16 protein-coding genes and 1 rRNA gene are annotated in these 21,428 nt (G+C 26.0%); 10 read left to right on the forward strand and 7 right to left on the reverse strand.

Going from position 1 to position 21,428, the window contains the following annotated elements:
- The first annotated feature begins 217 nt into the window (after nucleotides 1–217).
- Nucleotides 218–430, forward strand: a complete 213-nt coding sequence (locus ACQW0Y_RS00980; protein WP_427867341.1) for a hypothetical protein — start codon at nucleotides 218–220, stop codon at nucleotides 428–430.
- Nucleotides 431–478: 48 nt separating this feature from the next.
- Here ACQW0Y_RS00980 and ACQW0Y_RS00985 read toward each other — a convergent pair whose 3' ends face one another.
- Nucleotides 479–1,342, reverse strand: coding sequence for a diacylglycerol/lipid kinase family protein (locus ACQW0Y_RS00985; RefSeq protein WP_427867342.1), 864 nt, complete (start codon nucleotides 1,340–1,342; stop codon nucleotides 479–481).
- 84 nt (nucleotides 1,343–1,426) lie between these two features.
- On the opposite strand from ACQW0Y_RS00985, the gene lepA reads away from it, so the two are divergent.
- The 9 genes from lepA (at nucleotide 1,427) to ACQW0Y_RS01030 (ending at nucleotide 14,954) form a co-directional block, all read left to right on the forward strand.
- Complete coding sequence (lepA, locus tag ACQW0Y_RS00990; protein WP_427867343.1) at nucleotides 1,427–3,229, forward strand: translation elongation factor 4; 1,803 nt, start codon at nucleotides 1,427–1,429, stop codon at nucleotides 3,227–3,229.
- A gap of 15 nt (nucleotides 3,230–3,244) precedes the next feature.
- On the forward strand, nucleotides 3,245–4,144 hold the full coding sequence (locus ACQW0Y_RS00995; RefSeq protein ID WP_427867344.1) for an MSC_0882 family membrane protein: 900 nt from the start codon (nucleotides 3,245–3,247) through the stop codon (nucleotides 4,142–4,144).
- 2 nt (nucleotides 4,145–4,146) lie between these two features.
- Nucleotides 4,147–4,371, forward strand: coding sequence for a YneF family protein (locus ACQW0Y_RS01000; RefSeq protein ID WP_427867345.1), 225 nt, complete (start codon nucleotides 4,147–4,149; stop codon nucleotides 4,369–4,371).
- A 185-nt stretch (nucleotides 4,372–4,556) separates the two neighbouring features.
- On the forward strand, nucleotides 4,557–5,507 hold the full coding sequence (locus ACQW0Y_RS01005) for a variable surface lipoprotein (RefSeq protein WP_427867346.1): 951 nt from the start codon (nucleotides 4,557–4,559) through the stop codon (nucleotides 5,505–5,507).
- A gap of 66 nt (nucleotides 5,508–5,573) precedes the next feature.
- A complete protein-coding gene (locus tag ACQW0Y_RS01010) occupies nucleotides 5,574–9,695 on the forward strand; it encodes a lipoprotein 17-related variable surface protein (RefSeq protein WP_427867347.1) in 4,122 nt (1,373 codons plus the stop codon).
- A 41-nt stretch (nucleotides 9,696–9,736) separates the two neighbouring features.
- A 5S ribosomal RNA gene (rrf, locus tag ACQW0Y_RS01015) occupies nucleotides 9,737–9,840 on the forward strand.
- Between the two features lie 104 nt (nucleotides 9,841–9,944).
- A complete protein-coding gene (locus tag ACQW0Y_RS01020) occupies nucleotides 9,945–11,123 on the forward strand; it encodes an acetate/propionate family kinase (RefSeq protein ID WP_427867348.1) in 1,179 nt (392 codons plus the stop codon).
- A 119-nt stretch (nucleotides 11,124–11,242) separates the two neighbouring features.
- Nucleotides 11,243–13,075 (forward strand): ABC transporter ATP-binding protein, encoded by a 1,833-nt coding sequence (locus ACQW0Y_RS01025; RefSeq protein WP_427867349.1) that lies wholly within the window; start codon nucleotides 11,243–11,245, stop codon nucleotides 13,073–13,075.
- Nucleotides 13,068–14,954, forward strand: coding sequence for an ABC transporter ATP-binding protein (locus ACQW0Y_RS01030; RefSeq protein WP_427867350.1), 1,887 nt, complete (start codon nucleotides 13,068–13,070; stop codon nucleotides 14,952–14,954). The genes ACQW0Y_RS01025 and ACQW0Y_RS01030 overlap by 8 nt, the downstream gene beginning before the upstream one ends.
- A 32-nt stretch (nucleotides 14,955–14,986) precedes the next feature.
- Here the strand turns inward: ACQW0Y_RS01030 and ACQW0Y_RS01035 are convergent, their stop codons facing one another.
- From ACQW0Y_RS01035 to ACQW0Y_RS01060, 6 genes are all read right to left on the reverse strand, one after another.
- A complete protein-coding gene (locus ACQW0Y_RS01035) occupies nucleotides 14,987–15,118 on the reverse strand; it encodes a hypothetical protein (protein WP_427867351.1) in 132 nt (43 codons plus the stop codon).
- A gap of 134 nt (nucleotides 15,119–15,252) precedes the next feature.
- Nucleotides 15,253–15,678 (reverse strand): pseudouridine synthase, encoded by a 426-nt coding sequence (locus ACQW0Y_RS01040; protein ID WP_427867352.1) that lies wholly within the window; start codon nucleotides 15,676–15,678, stop codon nucleotides 15,253–15,255.
- Complete coding sequence (locus ACQW0Y_RS01045; RefSeq protein WP_427867353.1) at nucleotides 15,678–16,991, reverse strand: M20/M25/M40 family metallo-hydrolase; 1,314 nt, start codon at nucleotides 16,989–16,991, stop codon at nucleotides 15,678–15,680. The genes ACQW0Y_RS01040 and ACQW0Y_RS01045 overlap by 1 nt, the downstream gene beginning before the upstream one ends.
- Before the next feature lie 18 nt (nucleotides 16,992–17,009).
- The gene (locus tag ACQW0Y_RS01050; protein ID WP_427867354.1) at nucleotides 17,010–18,266 is read right to left on the reverse strand and encodes an endonuclease; all 1,257 of its coding nucleotides are present in this window, start codon (nucleotides 18,264–18,266) and stop codon (nucleotides 17,010–17,012) included.
- 147 nt (nucleotides 18,267–18,413) lie between these two features.
- Complete coding sequence (locus tag ACQW0Y_RS01055) at nucleotides 18,414–18,539, reverse strand: hypothetical protein (protein WP_268164626.1); 126 nt, start codon at nucleotides 18,537–18,539, stop codon at nucleotides 18,414–18,416.
- Nucleotides 18,540–18,603: 64 nt separating this feature from the next.
- Nucleotides 18,604–21,420, reverse strand: coding sequence for a DNA topoisomerase (ATP-hydrolyzing) (locus tag ACQW0Y_RS01060; RefSeq protein WP_427867355.1), 2,817 nt, complete (start codon nucleotides 21,418–21,420; stop codon nucleotides 18,604–18,606).
- Between the last annotated feature and the right edge of the window lie 8 nt (nucleotides 21,421–21,428).

Below are 21,428 nucleotides of genomic sequence, written 5' to 3' on the forward strand. Positions count from 1 at the left end.
TGTTATTCATAATGCTATAATTAAGAAATAACTAATTTTTATAAAGGAAAAAATATGAAATTTTGTGAAAAATGTAAAAAAGTTTATGATAATAGTGCTTCATTTTGTCCATACTGCGGTGCAAATTTAATTGATGTTGAAAAAGATTCAGAATTTTGTAATCTTAATAAAGATACAACATCAAAAAACAGCCACGTAAATAGCAATAATTCTACTAATGAAATTGCAAAAAAAAGAATCAAACCCTTGATCAGTTGCGGGTTTTATACTTGCTTTTTTTCTTCCATTATTAGGTTTTATTTTTAGTATTATCGGTTTCTTTAAATCGCCAAATTACAATTCTGGAAAAGGACTTTCAATAGCCGGAATAATTATTTCATTATTGATTTTCTTTAGTGCAATTTTAATTACTATTGCATCACGAAGATAGTTTTAAAAAAATATTTGGAAGCTCCAAATATTTTTTTAAAACTATAACTTATTTTTTGAATTCTATAACATTACCTGTGTCAAAAATCTCGCCATCTATTTGTGAAAAATTACTTGGTATATTTTCTATTTTTATTTCTCTGCCAAACAATTGTTCAACGTTCTTTATTTTTGTATGTAGCCCACTATAAACTAAAGCAAAAGCAGCTAAAAGTTTAGCAAGTTTCATGCTATGAACAACAATCACGCACAGTTTATCAGATAATAAATTTGCCCTTGGCGCTATTTTCATACCCTTGCCATAATAGGGGCCATTCATAATAGATACTAAATAAACATTATTATAAATATATTCTTTCCCATCAACTGTTATTTTAATATTTTGTAATTTTTTATATCTTTTCAATGAAGCAATTGCCACTTTGAAAAATGAAGTTTTTTCATTATTATCTTTTTTATCATTTGTAGTTTTTGCAATTAATGCATCAACTCCAAAGCCGACACCATTTAAAAAACTTCTTTCTAAATTATTAGATTTAATAATTGGCAAGTTTTTAATAAAAGGATTGATTTTGTAAAGATTTTGTGCGACTTTTATTACGTTTTTATTAACGGAAATATTTCTTAAAAAATCATTTCCCGTTCCAGCTTTATAAGCATAAATTTCAGGATTATTTTTAACTAGACGTAATATATTGGTGATGTGAGTTAAAGTTCCATCACCACCAATAATTACAATTTTGTCTTCATCATTAATTTTTTCTAAAAGCTTCTTGTAATTTTTTATTTTAACCACATCTAAGACATTTAAAATTGGATCATTAATATTTTTAACCGCTAAAGAAACAATCTTATAAATTTTGTTTTGATTTTTTCCACTTTTAGATAAAGAATTGTATAAAACATAGAGCATAAAAGTATTATATAAGATTAATATTAAAAAGAGATTAAAAAATATTTATAAAAAATTATATTTTATAAATATAATTATAAAAATATGACAAATCCAAAAATTAGAAATTTTGCAATAATTGCTCACATTGATCATGGTAAAAGTACATTAGCCGATCGTATTTTAGAATTTACACAAACAATTACTAAACGTGAATCCAAACCTCAAATTTTAGATTCAATGGACCTTGAACAAGAAAGAGGAATAACAATAAAATTAAACGCCGTTCAAATTAAGTATAAAGATTATATTTTTCACTTAATTGATACCCCAGGACATGTTGACTTTACATACGAAGTAAGTAGAAGTTTAGCAGCCTGTGAAGGTGCACTTTTATTAGTAGATGCTACACAAGGAATTCAAGCTCAAACATTAGCTAATGTTTATTTGGCGATTGAAAATAATCTCGAAATTATTCCTGTTATTAATAAAATAGATTTAGTTAGTTCAGACCCCGACCGTGTAAAACAAGAAATTGAACATATTATTGGCATAGATGCTTCTGATGCAATTTTAATTTCAGCAAAAACTGGAATGAATATTGATCAAGTTATTGAAGCAATTATTGAAAGAATTCCAAGCCCAAAAGAGGCTAATCCAAATAAACCTTTAGAAGGTTTAATTTTTGATAGTTACTTTGATAATTATCGTGGAATTGTTATTTATACACGTATATTTAATGGAGAGGTTAAAGTTGGTGATGAAATTTATTTCATGCAAACTAAAAAAACCTATACTGTTACTGAACTTGGGGTAAAAAATCCACAAGAAGAAAAAAGAGAAAAATTGTCTGCCGGAGAAGTTGGATGAATTGCCGCATCTATCAGGGATGTAAAGGATGTAGCAGTTGGAGATACAATAACATTACTTAATAATCAAGTGGCATTTCCGTTGCCTGGTTATAAAAAAATGAAACCCGTTGTTTACACCGGGTTTTATCCAATTGACACTAGAGACTATAATGCGTTAAAAGATGCTTTAGAGAAGATTAGCTTATCCGATTCATCTATTGTTTGAGAGCCTGAAACTTCTAAAGCATTAGGTTTTGGATTTAGAATTGGTTTTTTAGGCTTGCTTCATATGGATGTTTTACAAGAAAGATTAGAAAGAGAATTTAATCTTGATATATTAGCAACTGCGCCATCTGTTGAATTTGTTATAACATTAACAAATGGCGAAGTTGAATACATTACCAATCCTTCATTATTTCCTGACCGAAGTCTTATTAAAACAATTGAAGAACCATATATTCGTGCTTCAATCATGTTATCTGAAGAATATATAGGTCCAATTATGGAATTATGTCAATCTAAACGTGGTAAATATATCGATATAGAATATTTAGATGATAAACGCCGTAGACTTATTTATGAATTGCCATTAAATGAAACAATTTTTGATTTTTTTGATTTAATGAAAAGTTATTCAAAAGGTTACGCTTCATTTGATTATGAACATATTGGCTTAAAAGAAAGTGACTTAGTAAAAGTTGATATTATGCTTAATGGTGAAAAAATTGATGCACTTGCTTTAATAGCACATCGTGATTTTGCTTATAACAAAAGTCGTGAACTTGCTGAAAAATTAAAAGAGGTAGTTCCAAGAAAAAACTTTGAAATTCCAATACAAGCCGCAATTGGGGGTAAAATTATAGCAAGGGAAACAATCAAAGCATATCGAAAAGACGTTACTGCTAAATTATATGGTGGAGATGTTACTAGACGTCAAAAACTTCTTAAAAAACAAAAAGAAGGTAAAAAACGTATGAAACAAATAGGTAGTGTTGAGGTTCCCCAAGAGGCATTCTTAGCAATCTTAAAAACCGACAATTCAAATAATAAAAAATAAAAGGAGGTGTTTTTCATGGATATTAAACCGCTTATTACAAGTGAAGGGCAAAATATTAAACAAATTGAAGAAAAAACAATGGTTACAAACAATATGTCTGATATTGAAATTAAAACCAAGTCAATAAGTTCAAAAATTAGAAAAACATTAGATCCCGAAGGAATAATTCCTAACGGAATTTATAAAGTATTTCGAAGTGAAAAGAATATTAAAAGTTTTAATCTCATAATTTTTTCTTTAACTTTAATTACTTCATTAACATTATCTTTACTTTTTGCTTTCTATCCAACTTTATTCAGTAATTTCTTAACTGAAGGTGCAACAAAAGTTCCTTGAGGATGATATATTGCTCCGGTTCTATTTGGGGTTATATCTTTAGTTTTATTCATAATGGATGCTATTGAACTAAATGGAATAAAAAAATCTGTTGAGTATTATCGGGAACAGTTGAGTGAAGGAATTACTTTTACGCCGCCATTTGTTATTTCTTTATATGAAAAATTAATGAGAAAACAAGTTAGAAGAACATGATTAGTTGTTGCTATTTTGTTTTATGTCGGATTATTTACTTTAATATTTTGAGCATTAAAAGATGTTGAATGAAGCGTTTTAAATTTTAAAAAATGAATTCATGATACATTCTCTAATCCAGACCTTGTTGTTTATATTCTTTGTGGTATAATGCTAATGGTATTATTTTTATTCATTATCGGCACTATTCATCGTAAAAAGAGAATGGTAGATATCCAAATGTTTTTTGGAAATGAAGTAATGAACTATACAGAATTATCAAAAGAAAGATCAGCTGCACATAAGTTTTGAGCAAAAGTTTTCTTTTTAAGTATTTTAATTCTTCTAGTTATACCTATCATTATATTGTTAATAGTTAAAAAAATTGTAAAGAGAGGAAAATAAATATGCCTACATGAGGAATTGTTTTATTAGTTATTTTACCCTTATTATTTGCAGCCATAGGTGCTATTGCAGCCATCTTTATTACTAAAAAGAAATTTGAAAAGCAATTAAGAGAGAACCCACCTATTAATGAAAAAATGATAAGAGTTATGTTCCAACAAATGGGACGTAAGGCTTCAGAAGCACAAATTAGAAATGTAATGCGTTCAATGAAAAACGCTAAATAGATATAGGTTTTATCCTATATTTTTATTTTTTTTGTACAAATTTTGTACATTTTTTGCAATTTTTACTATTAATATATATATATATATATAATCCTGTATAATAAAATTCGATATATAAATTTAATATATCAACTTAAGATTAACAAAATATAATTAATTAAAATATAAAAAGAAAGACTAAAATTATGAAGAAATCATTAAAAATTGCATCAATAGTTGGTGGTGGAGCAGCTGTTGTTTTAGGTTTTACATTAGTTCCATACGGAATTCAACAAGCTCTTTTAGCTAAAGAATCTAAACCAGCACCAGATCAAAAATCTGAATTACAAAAAAAATTACAAAAAGTTGATGAACAAGTCGAATTAATTAGTGATGCAAGTGTTAAGAAAACATTTGCTGAACAAAAAGAAGCATTTTACAAAAAATACAACAATTCTAAAGAATCAATTATTAACAAAGTTTTAACAAATGCTGAAATTAAGAAAATTTTCTCTGAAGAAGATATTAAAGCTATTAAAGCAGCTTTTGCTGAAGGTACAAGTAAATTAGATGAAATTTTAGCAGAAATTCAAGCAGGTTCTTTAGAAGAATATAATAAAGATCCAAAAACTGGAAAAATTTCTTCAGGTGTTCAAGCAGTTAAAAACTTTTTAACTATTGAAAAAATTAAAGAATTTATTAATAGAAAAGATGGTATTGCTGATACATTAGTTTCAGTTGGTACAAAAGTTGGAAAATATGCAAAAACTGTATTTGACATTTTAAAAACTAATGAATCAACAAAAAACATTGCACAATTAAATGATTTAATTACTGCTGTTAATAATAAATTTACAGGTGAAGACAATTCATTCAAGAAATTATCTGATAACTTAAGAAAATTTGATTTTTCTAAACTAACAGACGAAGGATACAATAAAACTTTTGAAAAATTATTAGGCACTATTTCTGAAGCTAAAAAAGACGCAGTTGCTGTTTTACAATCAGTAAAAATGTCTGAAGAAGATATTAACAAAGTTAAAGAAGTTATAAGACCTATCTATAACTTATTACAACAAGCTTTACAAGAATCTATCGACCTATTCAAAAATACATTAGCAACAGATCTTCCTTCACTTCTTGAATCATTAAAATAATTTAATTATAAAAAAGTGCGAGAAAGAAACTTGTGCTTTTTATTTCTAGCTTTAAGAAAGGCAATTATGAAAAAAATAAAAAATAAAATTTTAGCAATGTTACCAGCGATTTCCTTTGGTTTGTTATCAGCTTCATGTACTTTTCAAGATAATAGTGCTGAAACATTAAAACAAAAAGAAATAGAAAAACAAAGAAAACAACTAAATGAAGAAATTAATAACATTTCTGTTTCATTAAAAAATGATGTGAACAAAGAGAATGTTTTTCCTTCAGAAATTGATTTATCTAATTTCGAAATTTCAAATAAGAAAGATAATTTTATTTTCAGAACTGATGGTCCTTTAGTATCTGATGATATTAATGGTACTTTAACATTGAATTACTATTTTGAAATTCTATTTATTGATGAAGAGAAAGGAATTAATGAATGAATATCTTCAAAAAAGATTTCAAAAACTTTCGAAGATTTTAAAAGTTATAGAAACATTATTGATAAAGAAGCAGAAAAAATAGTTTTATCTATCAGAGAAGATAATAAACAAACAACTTTACCATCAGATTTTATAAAAATAACAAACAACTTTATTTTTGAGGAAGTATCTCAAGACTTTTCTCTTCAATATAATTTTGAATTTAATGATGAATTAGGAAATGTTATTGTTAATTACTTTTTACAAGATACAGAAAAAAATCTTTCATCAAAAATAATCAAAAAACAATTTGATGGTTTTTATACAAGTATTCAAAAAGCTAAAGATAAAGAAAATCAAAGATTAAATTATTTATTAGACACAATTAATTTAGAAGATAAAGTAACTTCATCAAAGGATAAAGTTAAACCTTCGTTAATAGTGAAAGAAAATTTTGCAACAGAAATAGAAAATGCAAAATTAGTCATTGAAAACCTTGTAGCCAACGATGATGATGGATCTTTAACTTTATCATATTTTATTCAAAGTACAAAACAAGGACTATCTGAATTAGTTTCTAGTAAAAAAGAAATCACAATTGAAAACTTTTTAACAAGAGATGTTTTTGACCAAAGAAGAAAACAAACAATTACAAACGAATTAAATAGCAAAATTACAACGCTAAATGTTTCTGTTGAAGATAAAAACGTCGAAACAAAGGCTTCTAGATCTCCTAAGAATGTAACTGAACAGGATTTAAACTTCACTTTTGAAGATGAAAATATTTCTATTAAGGTAAAAAATCTTATTTTTGATGAAGTCAAGGGTGAAATAATAGTAGAATTTGTATTTTATAAACATGATATTGATTTAGACCAAGATGTATTTTCAACCCAAAGTGCTAGAAAAGTTGTAAATGGATATAAAACTAAAGAATTAATTGAGTCAGAAGAAAGACAAAGATTAAATGATTTATTAAAGAACATTAATGACATTTCATTAATTAGTAAAAATGTTAATGAATCATTTGCTTCAGAAATTATAAAAGAAGACTTTGATTTAAACTCACTTCCAAATACAAAAATTGAAATTATTAATTTAGTTTTAGCTAACGATGAACAAGGAACAATTAATATTGAATTTATTCTAAAAAGTTTAATCAATGAAAACGGAAATATTATTTCGGAAAAGAAAACAATTGTTAAAAACGGATTTTTAACTAAAAATCAATACTTGGACAATTTAAAACAAACATATAATCAAAAAGTTTTAAATAACGAAATTGGTTTAAATGTAAGCTTTAAAAAAGAATCTGAGAAAGCAAATATTTTACCTTCTTCTGTTGTAAAAGAAGATTTTGAAATTAGTGTAAACAACGAAAACGGATTAGCTATAAAAGAATATACACTATTAGCAAAAGACGTTGAAGGTACATTAGAACTAAATATTAATTTCTTAATTCATGATAATAAATTCAATCAAGATATTGAATTGAGTGAAACAAAAAAAATAGTTTACACAGAATTTTTAACTCAAGCAAACTCACATAAACGTGCAGAAATTGAGAGATTAAATAATTTACTAAATTTTGATAATTTAGTTATCTTAAAAAATGAAAGTGATAAAACTGAAAAATCTGCTTTTGATATCACTAAAGAAGATTTTCAATTTAATTCAGAAAAACAAGAAGAATTAGTTGATGTAAAATTAGAAATTACACAATTAACTCCAAATGACAATGGTGAATTAATTATAGATTTTGCAATTTCAAAAGAAACAGAAGAATATGGCAAGGCATCTTCGAATACAAAACAATTAAGAATTCAATTCTTATCTAAAGATGATAAATCGATTAAAGATGCAAATAAACTAGAAATTCCTACTGAAGCAAATTACATGCCAGAAAATGTTTATGTTAAAGATGACATGACACCATACTTCACCAACACCGAAGAATTAGCTAAAATTTTAGGACTTTCAGACTTTGTAACAAATAATCCAAATTTAGAAATTGTAATTACTAAATTCTCATTCGATGATGGATGATGAACAGATTTATGTAAATTAAAATATGATTTTACATTTAGATCAAAAACAAATAACTCATTAGTTTCAAAAAGATTTTCTGGAAAGATTTTAATAGCAGATTTCATGAAGAAAAGAAATCTACAAAACTATGTAGAAAATTGTTTTGAATTTGTTGTAAAAAGCAAAAAAAGCGCAGAAATTTCTCAAAAAGAATCTTCTTTTATCACAAAAGAAAATTTATTAACTTATTTTGAAAACTTAAAGCAAAAAGATATTACTAAAAAGTATATTTTAGATACAGTTCCAGAAATGATGAAGATTACAAATTTTGAAATTATTTCACATGATTCCGATGCTGGAACTGCAACTGTAAGAGTTTCTGCAACATATGATTCAGTAACTAAACATAAAGATTACATAATTTCAGGTTTTGCAACAAAAGAAAAATTAGAAGAAATAAGACAAAATAGACAAAATGAACAAGAAAGAATCGATGCATTATTAGAAACATTAACAATGACATATAATAAAGAAAATCAAAAAACTCAATTAGTATCAGATGTTAATTTGAAAGATTTTATTTTTAATATTGAAAATCAAAATGTTATTATTCTTGAATCAAAAGACCGTGTTATTGATGGCAAAAATGGAACAATTATGTTTTCGATTAAGTTAAGATCTAATAAAGAAAATTTTAACGATATAGTTTCTACAAAAGAAAAAGTCTTTACATTAACAGGTTTTGCAAAAGATAAAACTGAACAAATTAATTCTTTATTAGAAAAATTTAAGGTATCAGAAAATTATTTAAATTACAAAGAAGAAATTGAAAATAAATTAAATGCAGACATTGAAGATGAAGCTAAAGAAAGAAATCCGCAAATTAAAGATAATGTTATTAGTGTTTTAAAACAAGAATATACAAAGTTAACAATTGCAGTTGAAGAAGCCTTTTTTGAAAGTATACAAACATTGATGAGCATCTTTATGCAATTCAATGAAAATGAACAATTAAACGAAAAGTTTTTTGAAATTCTGGGAAATATGTTCACTAAAACAAATAATGAGCTATTTTTAACATTGTTAGAACCCGCGGTAAATACAAATACTGGAAAAATGAAAACCGATTATCAACAAATTGTTGCAAACTGAATTATTCCAAATACTGTAGGAAAATGAGCAACGGCAATTTTTACAGAACTGAATAAAGGAATTCCAGAATTTAATAAGTATATTGAATCAGAAATGGACAAATTAAATACACAACATGAGTTTTTAAATAATTCAGAAGAAAAACAAAATCAAACTAAAGAGGTTGTACAAAATCAACTTAAGACCATTCTAGATTATTATAAAGATATAAAATGAGATTATTTATTTTTAGGTAAAGGTCAAAAACAACCTAATTATGATAACTATAATGGTGGTAAAAAACTTTTACTACTAGGAATGATTTCATTTTTAAATTGAGTAACTCCAGGCTGAGAAGTGTTATTTAACACTGATAAATTTATAAATGCTAATGTTTACAAAGATTCTGATGATAATAACCTAATTACAAATTTAAATAAATTAGTTACAGATAATAAAATTACAGAAGATGAGAAGAACATTTTATTCAAAGAAAGTAAAACAATCCTTTCACCTTTCTTAAAAGCTATAGACATTTATAACAAGAAAATTAAAAAAGCTTTAGAAGAAAATTTATATAATAATTTTGTTAATATTGTTAATGAAACAAAAAAATAAAAAAAATTTAAATAAAAAAAATTTTAGTATATAATAATACATACAGCAACCATAACGAAGGGGCCCACCTGATTCCATTCCGAACTCAGCAGTTAAGACCTTCCGTGCCGACAATACCGTATGGGAAGATAGGTCGTTGCTTTTTTTTATTTCTTTTTTTGATAATTGAAAAACTTTCGCTTAATAAAATTCTGATATATTAACTATTTATAATATAATTTTTAAAATTAATTTTAGGAGTATATTAGAATGAACAAAATATTAGTTATTAATGCGGGTTCTAGTTCAATTAAATGAACTTTATTTAATCATGAGCTGCATGTCGAAGCAAAAGGTGTTGCTCAAAGAATTAAAATGGCTGAAGGAATTTTATCTTTTAATTATCAAGGCAAAAATGAAGATTTTCATATGCCACTTTCTTCATTTTTAGAAACTGTTAAACAATTGGTTAAAAAATGAGAAGAATTTCATATTATTCATAATTTTGATGAAATTGAAAAAGTTGCTTTTAGAATAGTAAATGGTGGCCCACATCTACAAGAAACAACATTAGTAGATGAAGAAAAAATTAACTTTTTAAAAGAATCAATTGACTTAGCGCCTGTTCATAATCCTGGTGCTATTGAAGCCATTGAAGCATTTAGAACATTATTACCACATGCAAAAATGTCAATGCATTTTGACACTTCATTTCATCAAACCTTATCTAAGTTGGTATATTCTTATCCAATAAATCAAGAATTAAGTGAGGAGTTAAATATTCGTAAATATGGATTCCATGGTTTAAATCATCACTACATAACTCAAAAATGTCAAGAATTATTTAATAAAGAAAAAGTCAATATTGTTAGTCTGCATATCGGTAATGGTGCTAGTTTATGTGCTATTCAAAATAGTCAATCGATAGATACGAGTATGGGTTTCACACCATTAGCTGGTGTTATGATGGGGACAAGATCAGGAGATATTGATGCTTCAATTATTCCTTATATCCTTAAACATACAAATCTAAAAGTAGAAGAAATTTTTAAAATCTTAAATGAACAATCAGGAATGTTAGGCGTTTCTCAAGTTTCTTCTGATATTAGAGATGTACAAAAAGTAAAACACGAAAATGAGCAAGCCCAATTCGCACTTGATCTATATACTCAAAAAATTGCTGATTATTTAGTTTTATATTTAAATAGAATTAAAGAAAAAGTTGATGCAATTATTTTTACAGCAGGCGTTGGAGAAAATGATAGTAATATTCGTGCTGAAGTTATTAAAAAAGTAAACTTAATAAATCTAAAAATAGATGAAAACAAAAATCAAGGAAGAGATTTTGGTGATTACAAAATAATTTCAGATGACAGCAGTTCTATTCCTATTTATGTAATTAGAGCAGAAGAAGAACAATTTATAGCCAATGAAGCTATTCATTTATAATTAATATTAAAATAAGACTTACTTTTTATAAAGAAAAGCCTTATTTTTTTATTATTATAATTGGTCAAAGAAATTTAATTATTTAGAGTATAATTGCAATTATTAGTAAAGGAGTAAAAATGTTTAAACTATATAAATATATGGCTAAAAAGTTAAAATATTTATCAATTTTAACAATATTTTTAACCACTATTCAAGTTATAGCTTTTTTATTTATTCCGATTTTTATTGGGCAGATATCTTCCTTAATTGCCCAAAGAGCTTTTATGGTAGCCAATCCACATTTACCAATACCGGATTATGTTGATGTTACTATCTTAAAAATGTTCAAAGTAACCGGAACAATTAATGAAGCATTAACCTATTTTTCTATTTATTTTGCTATTGCATTACTAATTGGTACAATAGCAACTTTAAGCGCTTCATTGTTAGCATCCTATATAGCAAACCTAGGAACTAAACAAATAAGACAAAAACTTTGGGAACACTTAGGGAAACTTTCTGAAAAAGATATTGAAGGTTTTACACATTCTAAAATTCTAACAAGATTTACAATTGATATGAGTAGAATTCAAATGGGTATCAATATTTCTTTAAGATTAACTATTATCGGTCCTTTTAATTTAATTTTTGGACTTGTATTTTCATTATTAACTGATATGCAATTGTCAATTACTTTAGGAATTCTAGTTCCAATTTTAATGTTAACGATGATTATAGCTGGAGCAATAATCGGCCCTCTTTTTTCTAAAGAACAAAAAATGTATGAAAAGCTTAATAATGAATCACAAGAGAGTATTTTAGGGGTAAAGGTTATTAAATCTTATAACCTAGAATCTTTACAAAACGAAAAATTTGAAGATAAAAATAAGCTTTGAACGAAATTATCAAAAAGATCTTGAAATTCTTACAATCTAGCGTTTGCATTTGTTAACCTTTTTGCAAATATAATTACGGCTTTAGTTTTACTTGCGACTGGTTATATTGCTAAGAAAAATGTACACGACATATCTGAATATAAAGAAATTATTTCAAATGCTGCTACTTTTACTAATTATGTAATGTATATTACCGTTGGTGTAATTATGTCTACTTTTATAATTTTTACTTTAGTAAGATCAGTAGTTTCTTCAAGAAAAGTAAATGAAATTTTTGCTAAAAAACCAGATATTGATTTCATTTTTTCTGATAAAAAAATTACCGAAGGCCATGTGAAATTTACTGATGTTTCATTTAGATACTATAATGATTCTGAAAAGAATGTATTAGAAGACATTAATTTTGAAGCAAAACCTGGTGAAATTATAGGTATTATTGGACCAACAGGATCAGGGAAAAGTACTATTGCCAAATTACTTAGTTTAGACTTTAAACCAACTTATGGTTCTTTAAAAATAGATGGTAATGATATAAGAGAAATAGATACCTTGTCAATAAGAAATTCAATAGCTCATGTTTATCAAAAACCTTTATTACTAAGTGGCACAGTCAAATCTAATTTATTAATGGCAAAACCAGATGCTAATGAAATAGAACTAATTGAAAGTATTCAAAATGCTTGTGCTTATGATTTTGTTTATAAAATGAAAGAAAATTTAAATTCAGAAATTTTGGCTAAGGGTTCAAATTTATCTGGAGGACAAAAGCAAAGACTTTCAATTGCTCAAGGATTAATTAAAAAACCAAAAATCTTAATTTTAGACGATTCTACTTCTGCATTGGATGCAAATACAGAACTTAAAATAAAAAGAAATTTAAGAAAAAACGCTTTAGAAAGAAAGTTTGTCACAATCATTATTGCACAAAAAATTTCTTCAATTATGGATGCTGATAATATTTTAGTTATTGATAATGGAAAGATTATTGCCCAAGGTAAACATAATGATTTAATTGAAAAATGTTCTTTATATTCTGAAATAGCTAAAACACAATTAGGAGGAGAAGATGCATAATTTAGACCCATTTAAAAAAATCTACGATCCTAATTTAACAAAAGAACAGAAAAAAGCAATAATGAAACAACAAAAGAAGCTTAAGTGAGATAGCTTTAAAAAATTAATGGGTTATTTAAACTATAAAAAAGGAATGCTTTTCTGAATTATTACTTTTGCAATATTATCTGCAGCTTGTTTATCTGCTGGAACCTTTTTACTTGGTTACATAATGGACAATTTTTTAACTTATGATTTCTTATTTGGAATAAACCCAACAACATTACAAGAAAATTTTGATGAATTTAAATTTTTAGGTTATTTTTTCTTATTAATTACAATTTATATTTTTCAACAAATATTTTCTTATCTATCTAATAAATTGTCAGTTGAATCCGGTGTTTTATCATCAGCTGTTATTCGACATGATGCTTATAAATCTTTAATGAAAATGCCTGTATCATTTTTTGAATCATTAAATACAGGAGAGTTAATGTCAATTTTAACTAATGATGTTGATAATTTAGCAAACGGATTGGCAGGTAATTTCAATACAATTATTATTACCGTTGCAACAACAATTTTTTCGTTTGGATTCATGTTTTATTATTCAGCATACTTGACTTTAATTACAATTGTTTTATTTCCATTGTTTCTATCATTAATATTTTTATTTATGAAAAAAGCAATGCCACAGTTTCAAAAACAACAAAAACAAATTGCAGATCTAAATGGATTTATTGAAGAAAATCTTGCAGCGCATCATTTAATTAAATCTTTAAACTATGGCGAAGCAATTAATGAGGCATTTGATAAAAAGAATCATAAACTTTATAAATCATCATTAAAAGCATCGATTTATACTGGTGTTATTTGGCCTTATGGTAATGTTGTTATTAACTTACTTCAATTAATAATTGTTATTATTGCTGCTGCATTTGCGGAGGCAAATATTGGAACCGGTTCAAATACAACTTTTACACCTGGTATTATTATGGCATTTGTTTTATATATAAGAATAATGGCAAATAACGTAACAAGAGTTTTTGAAAATATTGCGCAAGTACAAATTATGTCTGTTTCTTCTGTCAGATTATTTAATTTAATTAATCTTAAGCCTTTAGTTGATGAAGATAAATTAGGTTTAATTGACAAAGAAATCAAAGGAGAAATTAGTTTTGAAAATGTTAACTTTTCATATACTAATGATGAAAATAATTTACAACTTAAAAATGCTACTTTCAAGGCTAAAAAAGGTCAAATTTTTGCAATTGTAGGTCCTACTGGTGCTGGTAAAACAACAATAATTAACTTATTAAGTAAGTTTTATTTACCTAATAGTGGAACAATTAAAATCGATGATTATGATATAACACAAATTAATGAAAAATCTTGAAGAGATCAAATATCAATAGTTTTACAAGATACATTCTTATTCAAGGCTACTATTATTGAAAATTTAAGATACGCTAATATCAATGCAACAAAAGATCAAATAATAGAAGCTTGTCATATCTCTAAAGCACATGAATTTATTGAAAAACTTGAAAATGGTTATGATGAGATAGTTGAAGAGGGTGGAGCTAACTTTTCTCAAGGTGAAAGACAACTATTGGCTATTACAAGAGCGATTTTAGCTAATAAAAATATTTTAATACTTGATGAGGCAACATCAAACATTGACACAAGAACTGAAAAAATTGTTCAAAAAGCAATGAATGAATTAATGAAAGATAAAACTTCGTTTATTATTGCTCACCGTCTTTCGACAATTTTAAATGCCGATCAAATTTTAGTAGTTAATGAAGGAAGAATTATTGAATCAGGAACACATAAAGAGCTTTTAGCTAAAAAAGGTTTTTATGAAAAAATGTATAACTCTTCATTTAGTGAGGATTAAAAAAAGTAAGCGCGTGCTTACTTTTTTCTATATTAAAATATCTTATTAATTTCATTAATATCAATTTCTTTTAATTGACCTAATTCTAAATTTTCATCTAATTTTAAGTTGCCTATTGAAATTCTTTTTAAATAAATAATCTTATATCCAAAAAATTCGAGCATTTCTTTTACTTGATGAAATTTACCTTCATAGATAGTTATAACACCGGAATTATTGTTAAGAAATTCAAAGTTATATTTTTTAACAACATAATTATTTGAAATAGTTATCGGTTTAGGATAATGAGATTTGATTTTTATATCAAACTCTTTATTAACTTCAAAATAATATTTTTAGGTATTTCAAATTTAGAGTTCATAATTTGATGACCTATTTTACCATCGTTGCTAATAATCAATAAACCTTCGGTATCTTTGTCTAATCTTCCATAAGCAAAAAATTTTTTTGGATCTAAATCGATAATGTCAAAAATAGTTTCGTTTCTTGAATCATAATTAGCAACTACATAACCAGAAGGTTTATTAAAAACAAAGTATTGTTTATCTTTGTATATAATTTCTTCACCATCTATTGTTAGCTTGTCTCTTTCTAAATCAATTACGATAGGTTTTAAAATTATTTTATCATTTAAAAAAACGCGACCGTCTTTAAGAATTTTTTTACAATCATTTCTTGAAATATCTAAAAATTGACTAATAACTTTTTCAATTCTTATTTTCATTATAGCTCATCTTGCATTCTGTTCAAAGCATTAATATATATTTCTAAAGATTCCTTAATTTCTTTAAAAGTAAAGTATTCATTAGGGCCATGCATCAAATGCATATATTTTGTTGAACCAAAAGCAACACAGTTTTTCACAATACGAGCGTATGTCCCTCCACCGATTGCTAAAGGTTTTTCTTTCATTTGCATACCTTCATTATATGTTTCCATTAATAGTTTAATTAATTTGCTATCTGGATCCATAAACATTGAATTTTTAGTTCCTACTATTTCTAATTTTACGTTAGGTAAATTAACATCTAAATATGAATTTATTGCTTTTGTAACTTCTTCAACATTTCTTGTGGCTGGTACTCTAAAATCAAATGTTACAACGTGCTTATTATCTATAGTTCTTATAATACCTAAATTGGCTGATAATTTGCCCGAAAAATCATCAAAATCTTTAAAAATATTTTTTAGTGTATAGTCTTTATTTGCTAAATTATTTTCAATAAATTTAATTAAATCTTGGTTTTTTAATTCTGGGTAATTTTTACTTAGTTCTAATAAAGCTTTTATTATTGCATTATCACCTTTTTCAGGTGTTGAACCATGTCCACCTTTTCCTAAAACAAGATAATCTTTATTATTAAATTGATAATTAACTTTATCAGGTATTTGGTTAGCTACATCACCTGCATTAATTTCTAAACCTTCTATTTTATTAAAAATAAAATTTGCTTGGTAAATTAATTTTTCTGCAAAAATTAAAGGTCATTCACCATCAGGCGTATAAGAAACAAAAGGATGACCAAAATCATTTAAATAATATTTCATTGATTTCATTGTTGTTTCTTCAGAAATACCAAAAACTAAACGAATTGTTCAATCTTTATGAATTAAGTTATTATCTAAAATATATTTCATAGCATAAAGGTTGATAATTGCAGGTCCCTTATCGTCTAATGAACCTCTACAGATTATTTCACTTTCAGTAATTACTGGAACAAAGGCACTAGTTTTTCATTGATTCTTATCACCAGCAGGAACAACATCAAGGTGCGCTAAAATACCTAGAATTTTAGATCCATTTCCGATTTGGGCATATCCATATCTATTTTTTGAATCTTTATATGTTTCAAATCCAAAATCTTTTGCTAGTTTTAATGCATACTCTAAAGCATCATCAACATTTTTACTAAAAGGATATTTTTCCTCATTTTCTTGTTCAATGCTAATTGATGGAATCTCGCATAAATTAGCTATGTGCTGAATCATTTCATCAAATTCTTTTTTATTTTGTTGATATTTAATATATTTTTTCATTTTTTGTACTTCTTTTTCTTAATTAATTTTTACTAATTTCTTAGCAATACCTTTATTTTGAAAAACATAATTATTATCGTTTTCAAAAATTACTCTTATTAATTCAGGATAATCTGTAAATGGATTTCTATTATGTTGATGTTTGTAAATTCCATTATTTCTGTCAATATCAAATTGAGAAATACCATCCATTTTATTTCATTTTAAATATGTTTTTAAATATGAACTATTGATTGTATATTTTCCATTTTTTCTTACAAAAACTCGGTTAGAAGATTGGCTATTATTAATATTTTTATCTCCGTAAGTTAATACAAAGTAGAAGAATACTCTAGCAATATCACCTTTAAATTCATCAATTACTTCAAATACTTGTTGATTATCTTCAACACCAGCTCCTAATTTTGAACCATTACTTGAAACAATTCTTCCATTCTTAGTTTCACCGTAAGGAAAATTGCCATGAATAGCATTTACTTTTTTATCTGATGGTCAAACATGGTGAGCATCATGCTTCATTGGCGCTTGTTTTCCAAATCATGATTGAGCAATAATATGTTCACGATTCATACCTTCGCCTTCAGAGTTTCCTTGATCTCTATATTTTCCAAATTCAAAAGTGTACTTATCTTTTCCACCAATGATTTCTGTGTATAAATCTAAAACTGTTCCATCATTTTCATAATATTTGTCAACAAATGCATCACGGTATGTTCGATGTAAATCATCATAAGAACCAGTTTTACTTCGATTGTTTTTTTGGATAGTAAATAACTGTTCTCTTAGTCTATCTCCACTTAGTCCATTTAATGAACTATAAAAATCATCTGAACTATCGTATTGAATTTTATAACCATGATTTGTAGTTACAGCCTTGCCATTATTAGGCTCTGGCTCTGTACTTGGATCTTCCGGTTGTGGTTGTGGATCTGGATTTTCAGGATCTTCAGGTTGAGGAGTTGGTGATTCATTTTTTTCTAAAGCAATTTGCGCTTTAACTTTATTATTTAAAGTTTCGACAAATTCAATTAATTTTTTGAAATCATTTGTTTCTTTTAAAATTTCTAGAAGTAAAAATTCTTCATTAAATTCATTTTTCTTAGTTTCGGTTTTAACTAGTGATAAATTGTTTATTAGTTCAACTTTTTTATTTCAATATAAATATTTTTCAGGTGAATCCTGTTGTTGGCAAGATGCTGAAATAATAAAAGTAGCAGGCATTGTTAAACCTAATCCGCATAAAACTAAATTTTTCAAAGTTTTTATTTTTTTCATGTATATCATTTTTCCTTAAATAAATTGTTAGTAATATAAATTATATTAAAAATATTTATCTTGTGTTTTGAATTTAAAAATAGACAAATTATTTTTTAAAAAAATAATAAAAAACATATAAAGAAGACCTTTATATGTTTAACATTATTATTCTTGTGATTCTGCTTGTGCTTTTCTTGCTTCTCTTCTTAAATCACGTGCTCTTTCTTTTGCTAACTTGTGAGCTCTTTTTTCTGCTCTAACTTTATTAGCTAATCTAACGTCTTTTCTCACAATTAATCCTTTCGTAATTTATTTTTATCATCATTAGGTTTAAAAAGATATTAATAAATTATATCTATTTTTTCTTAATTTGTTTAACTTTTTCTTCAATCAAATCAAGATTAATATTATCAAGAGCCTTAAGCTTTTCTTCAAACGTTAAATTTGTTTTTGATTTAGATTTATTAATTTCTTGGTTTTTAATTTCCACAAAATCGTCATTAGTTTCAAAAAGTTGAATTTGTCCATTATCTTCTATTTTTAAATTTGTATCATTTTCTTCATTAAAAATATTTGGTAATTCAGAATGATAATATCTTTTGAATAAAGAAGTTTCTGTTGTTAATTCAAGATTATTTTCTAACTCTTTTTGTTCTAAGTAAAATTTCTTTAATTTTTCTTTCTCTTGGTTATCAACATCAATTAATTCATTAATTTTTATATGTTGAATTAAATAACCTGAATTATTGAAACTTTGTTCTAATCTAATTAGTTTGTCTTTTTTAGATTTATCTTTTAGTAATTTATCTAAGCTCAATCTTTCAGTTTCGTTATCTTTATTTGTTATTAAAAGTTCTAACTCTTTGGTATTAACTTCCAGAGATTTAGGAATGCAATTTGCATCTCTTAAAAAACTGAATAATTTTGTTCCACGATTTGTTCTATTAGTATATTCAATATCAGCCATTTTTCATTGCTTACACATTCCACCATCGGTAAGCATTGTTACATTATTTAATTTTGAACATGTTGTAAAGGCTGAAACAAAAGTTTTTTCTTTAGTTTGCAATTTAGGTAATATCTTAATTCCTTGTGCTCTCAATGCTAAATCTGTTGTAAAAATATTCTCATTTAATAAGAAATAAGAACCGTTATTTAAAAGAATAAAAATGTCTTTTTCATCATTTCCAATCTTTACATCAATTAATTCATCATCTTCATTTTTAAAGTTAATACACATTCTTTTCTTATTAAATATCTTTGAATCAAAGTTACTAATCTTCACTTTTTTTCCATAACCATATTTACTAATTAAAATTAAATTAATATATGAATTATAAGAAGTGATTTCCATTATCCGAATAACTTTTTCTTGGCTTTCCAAATTAACTATTGAAGAAACATGTGTTCCCAATTCTTTTCATGAATTATCTTTTAAAACATGAGCCTCAATAACAAAGAAATTCCCTTTATTTGTAAAAAATAAAAGTTTTGATAATGAATTTATTTTGTCATAATATCTAATCGTATCATTCTCTTTTAATTTGTAGGTTTTTAACTCGTTAGAATTAAATGTTTTATTACTAATTTTTTTAATATATCCTTCTTCAGAAACAAAGAAGTAAAAATCCTCATTTTTAGTTAATAATTTATGATCAACTTCTTTACTTATTAATTCTTCACTTATAATGGTTTTTCTTTCTTTTGCATATTCATTTTTAATTTCACTTAATTGGTTAATTAAAAATTTATCAAACTCAAAACTGTCATTTAATAATTTTTCACATCATTGAATTTGTGTTTCCAAACTTCTTTTTTCTTCTTGAAATTCAATTTGATCCATTCTTGAAAGTTTGTAAAGTCTTAATTCGGCAATAGCAGTGGCCTGAATTTCGCTAAAATTAAATCTTTTCATTAAAGCAAGAATAACACCTTTCTTTGAGTTATCACTCTCTTTAATTAATTTAACTACTTCATCTGAAATTTCTGCAACACGAATAAAACCTTCAACTATCTCATGACGTAATTTATATCTTTGTAAGTCAAATTTAATACCATTTGTGTTAACTAATCTTGAATGTTCTAAAAATGCAAATAGAGCACGATCTAGCGAAAGCAAACAAGGAGCGTTTTTATATATTGCGAGCATATTGTAGTCATAGTTAATTCTTAATTTTGTTTTATTCATTAAATATGTCAAAATAGCTTCTGGATTTGAATTTTCTTCTAATTCAATATAAATAGATAAACCATTTCGATCTGATTGATCTCTTATTTCTTTAATTCCTGAAATGGTTTTCGAAGAAATAATTGAATCAATTTCAAAAACCATTTTTGATTTAACTACACCAAAAGGAATTTCAGTAATTTCAATTCCAATAATATTCCCTTTTTTGTCTTCAATAAATTTATATTTTGATGAAAGTGTTATCTTTCCTCGACCAATTTTAAAGGCATCAATTATTCCTTTTGTACCATAAATAATTCCGCCAGTTGGAAAATCTGGTCCTTTAACATAATTCATTAACTCATCAACAGAAATGTTTGGTTTTTTAATCATTGCAATTAAGGCGTCGATTAATTCACCCAAGTTGTGCGGAGGAATTTGTGTAGCAAATCCCGAAGCAATACCTAAAGCACCATTTACAAGTAAATTTGGAAATAAGGTTGGTAAAATAACTGGTTCATATTCAGAATCATCAAAGTTAGGAACCATTGTAACAACTTTTCTCTCTAAGTCTTTTAACATTAGCTCTGTTATTTTTTCAAGCCTTGACTCAGTGTAACGCATAGCAGCAGCAGGATCATCATCAATTGAACCTTTATTACCATGCATTTGTACAAGAGGATAATTACTTTTTCATTCTTGCGCCATTCTAACCATTGCTTCATAAACCGAACTATCGCCATGTGGGTGGTATTTACCTAATACATCCCCAACGATACGCGCCGATTTTTTAAAAGGGTCTTTATTTCTTAATTTCAAATTTCACATTGAAAAAAGAATTCTTCTTTGAACTGGTTTTAATCCATCTCTTACATCTGGGATTGCTCTTTGTTGAATAACGTACTTAGAAAATCTTGAAAAACTATCACTCATGATTTCAATCATATTTTTTTCTATGATATTTTCAATAACTTCATCATATTCATTCTTTCTTTTTTTATCCATAATTCACC

It is taken from the genome of Mycoplasmopsis arginini, assembly GCF_965278885.1.
Classification (GTDB): Bacteria; Bacillota_I; Bacilli_A; order Mycoplasmatales; family Metamycoplasmataceae; genus Metamycoplasma; species Metamycoplasma arginini_B.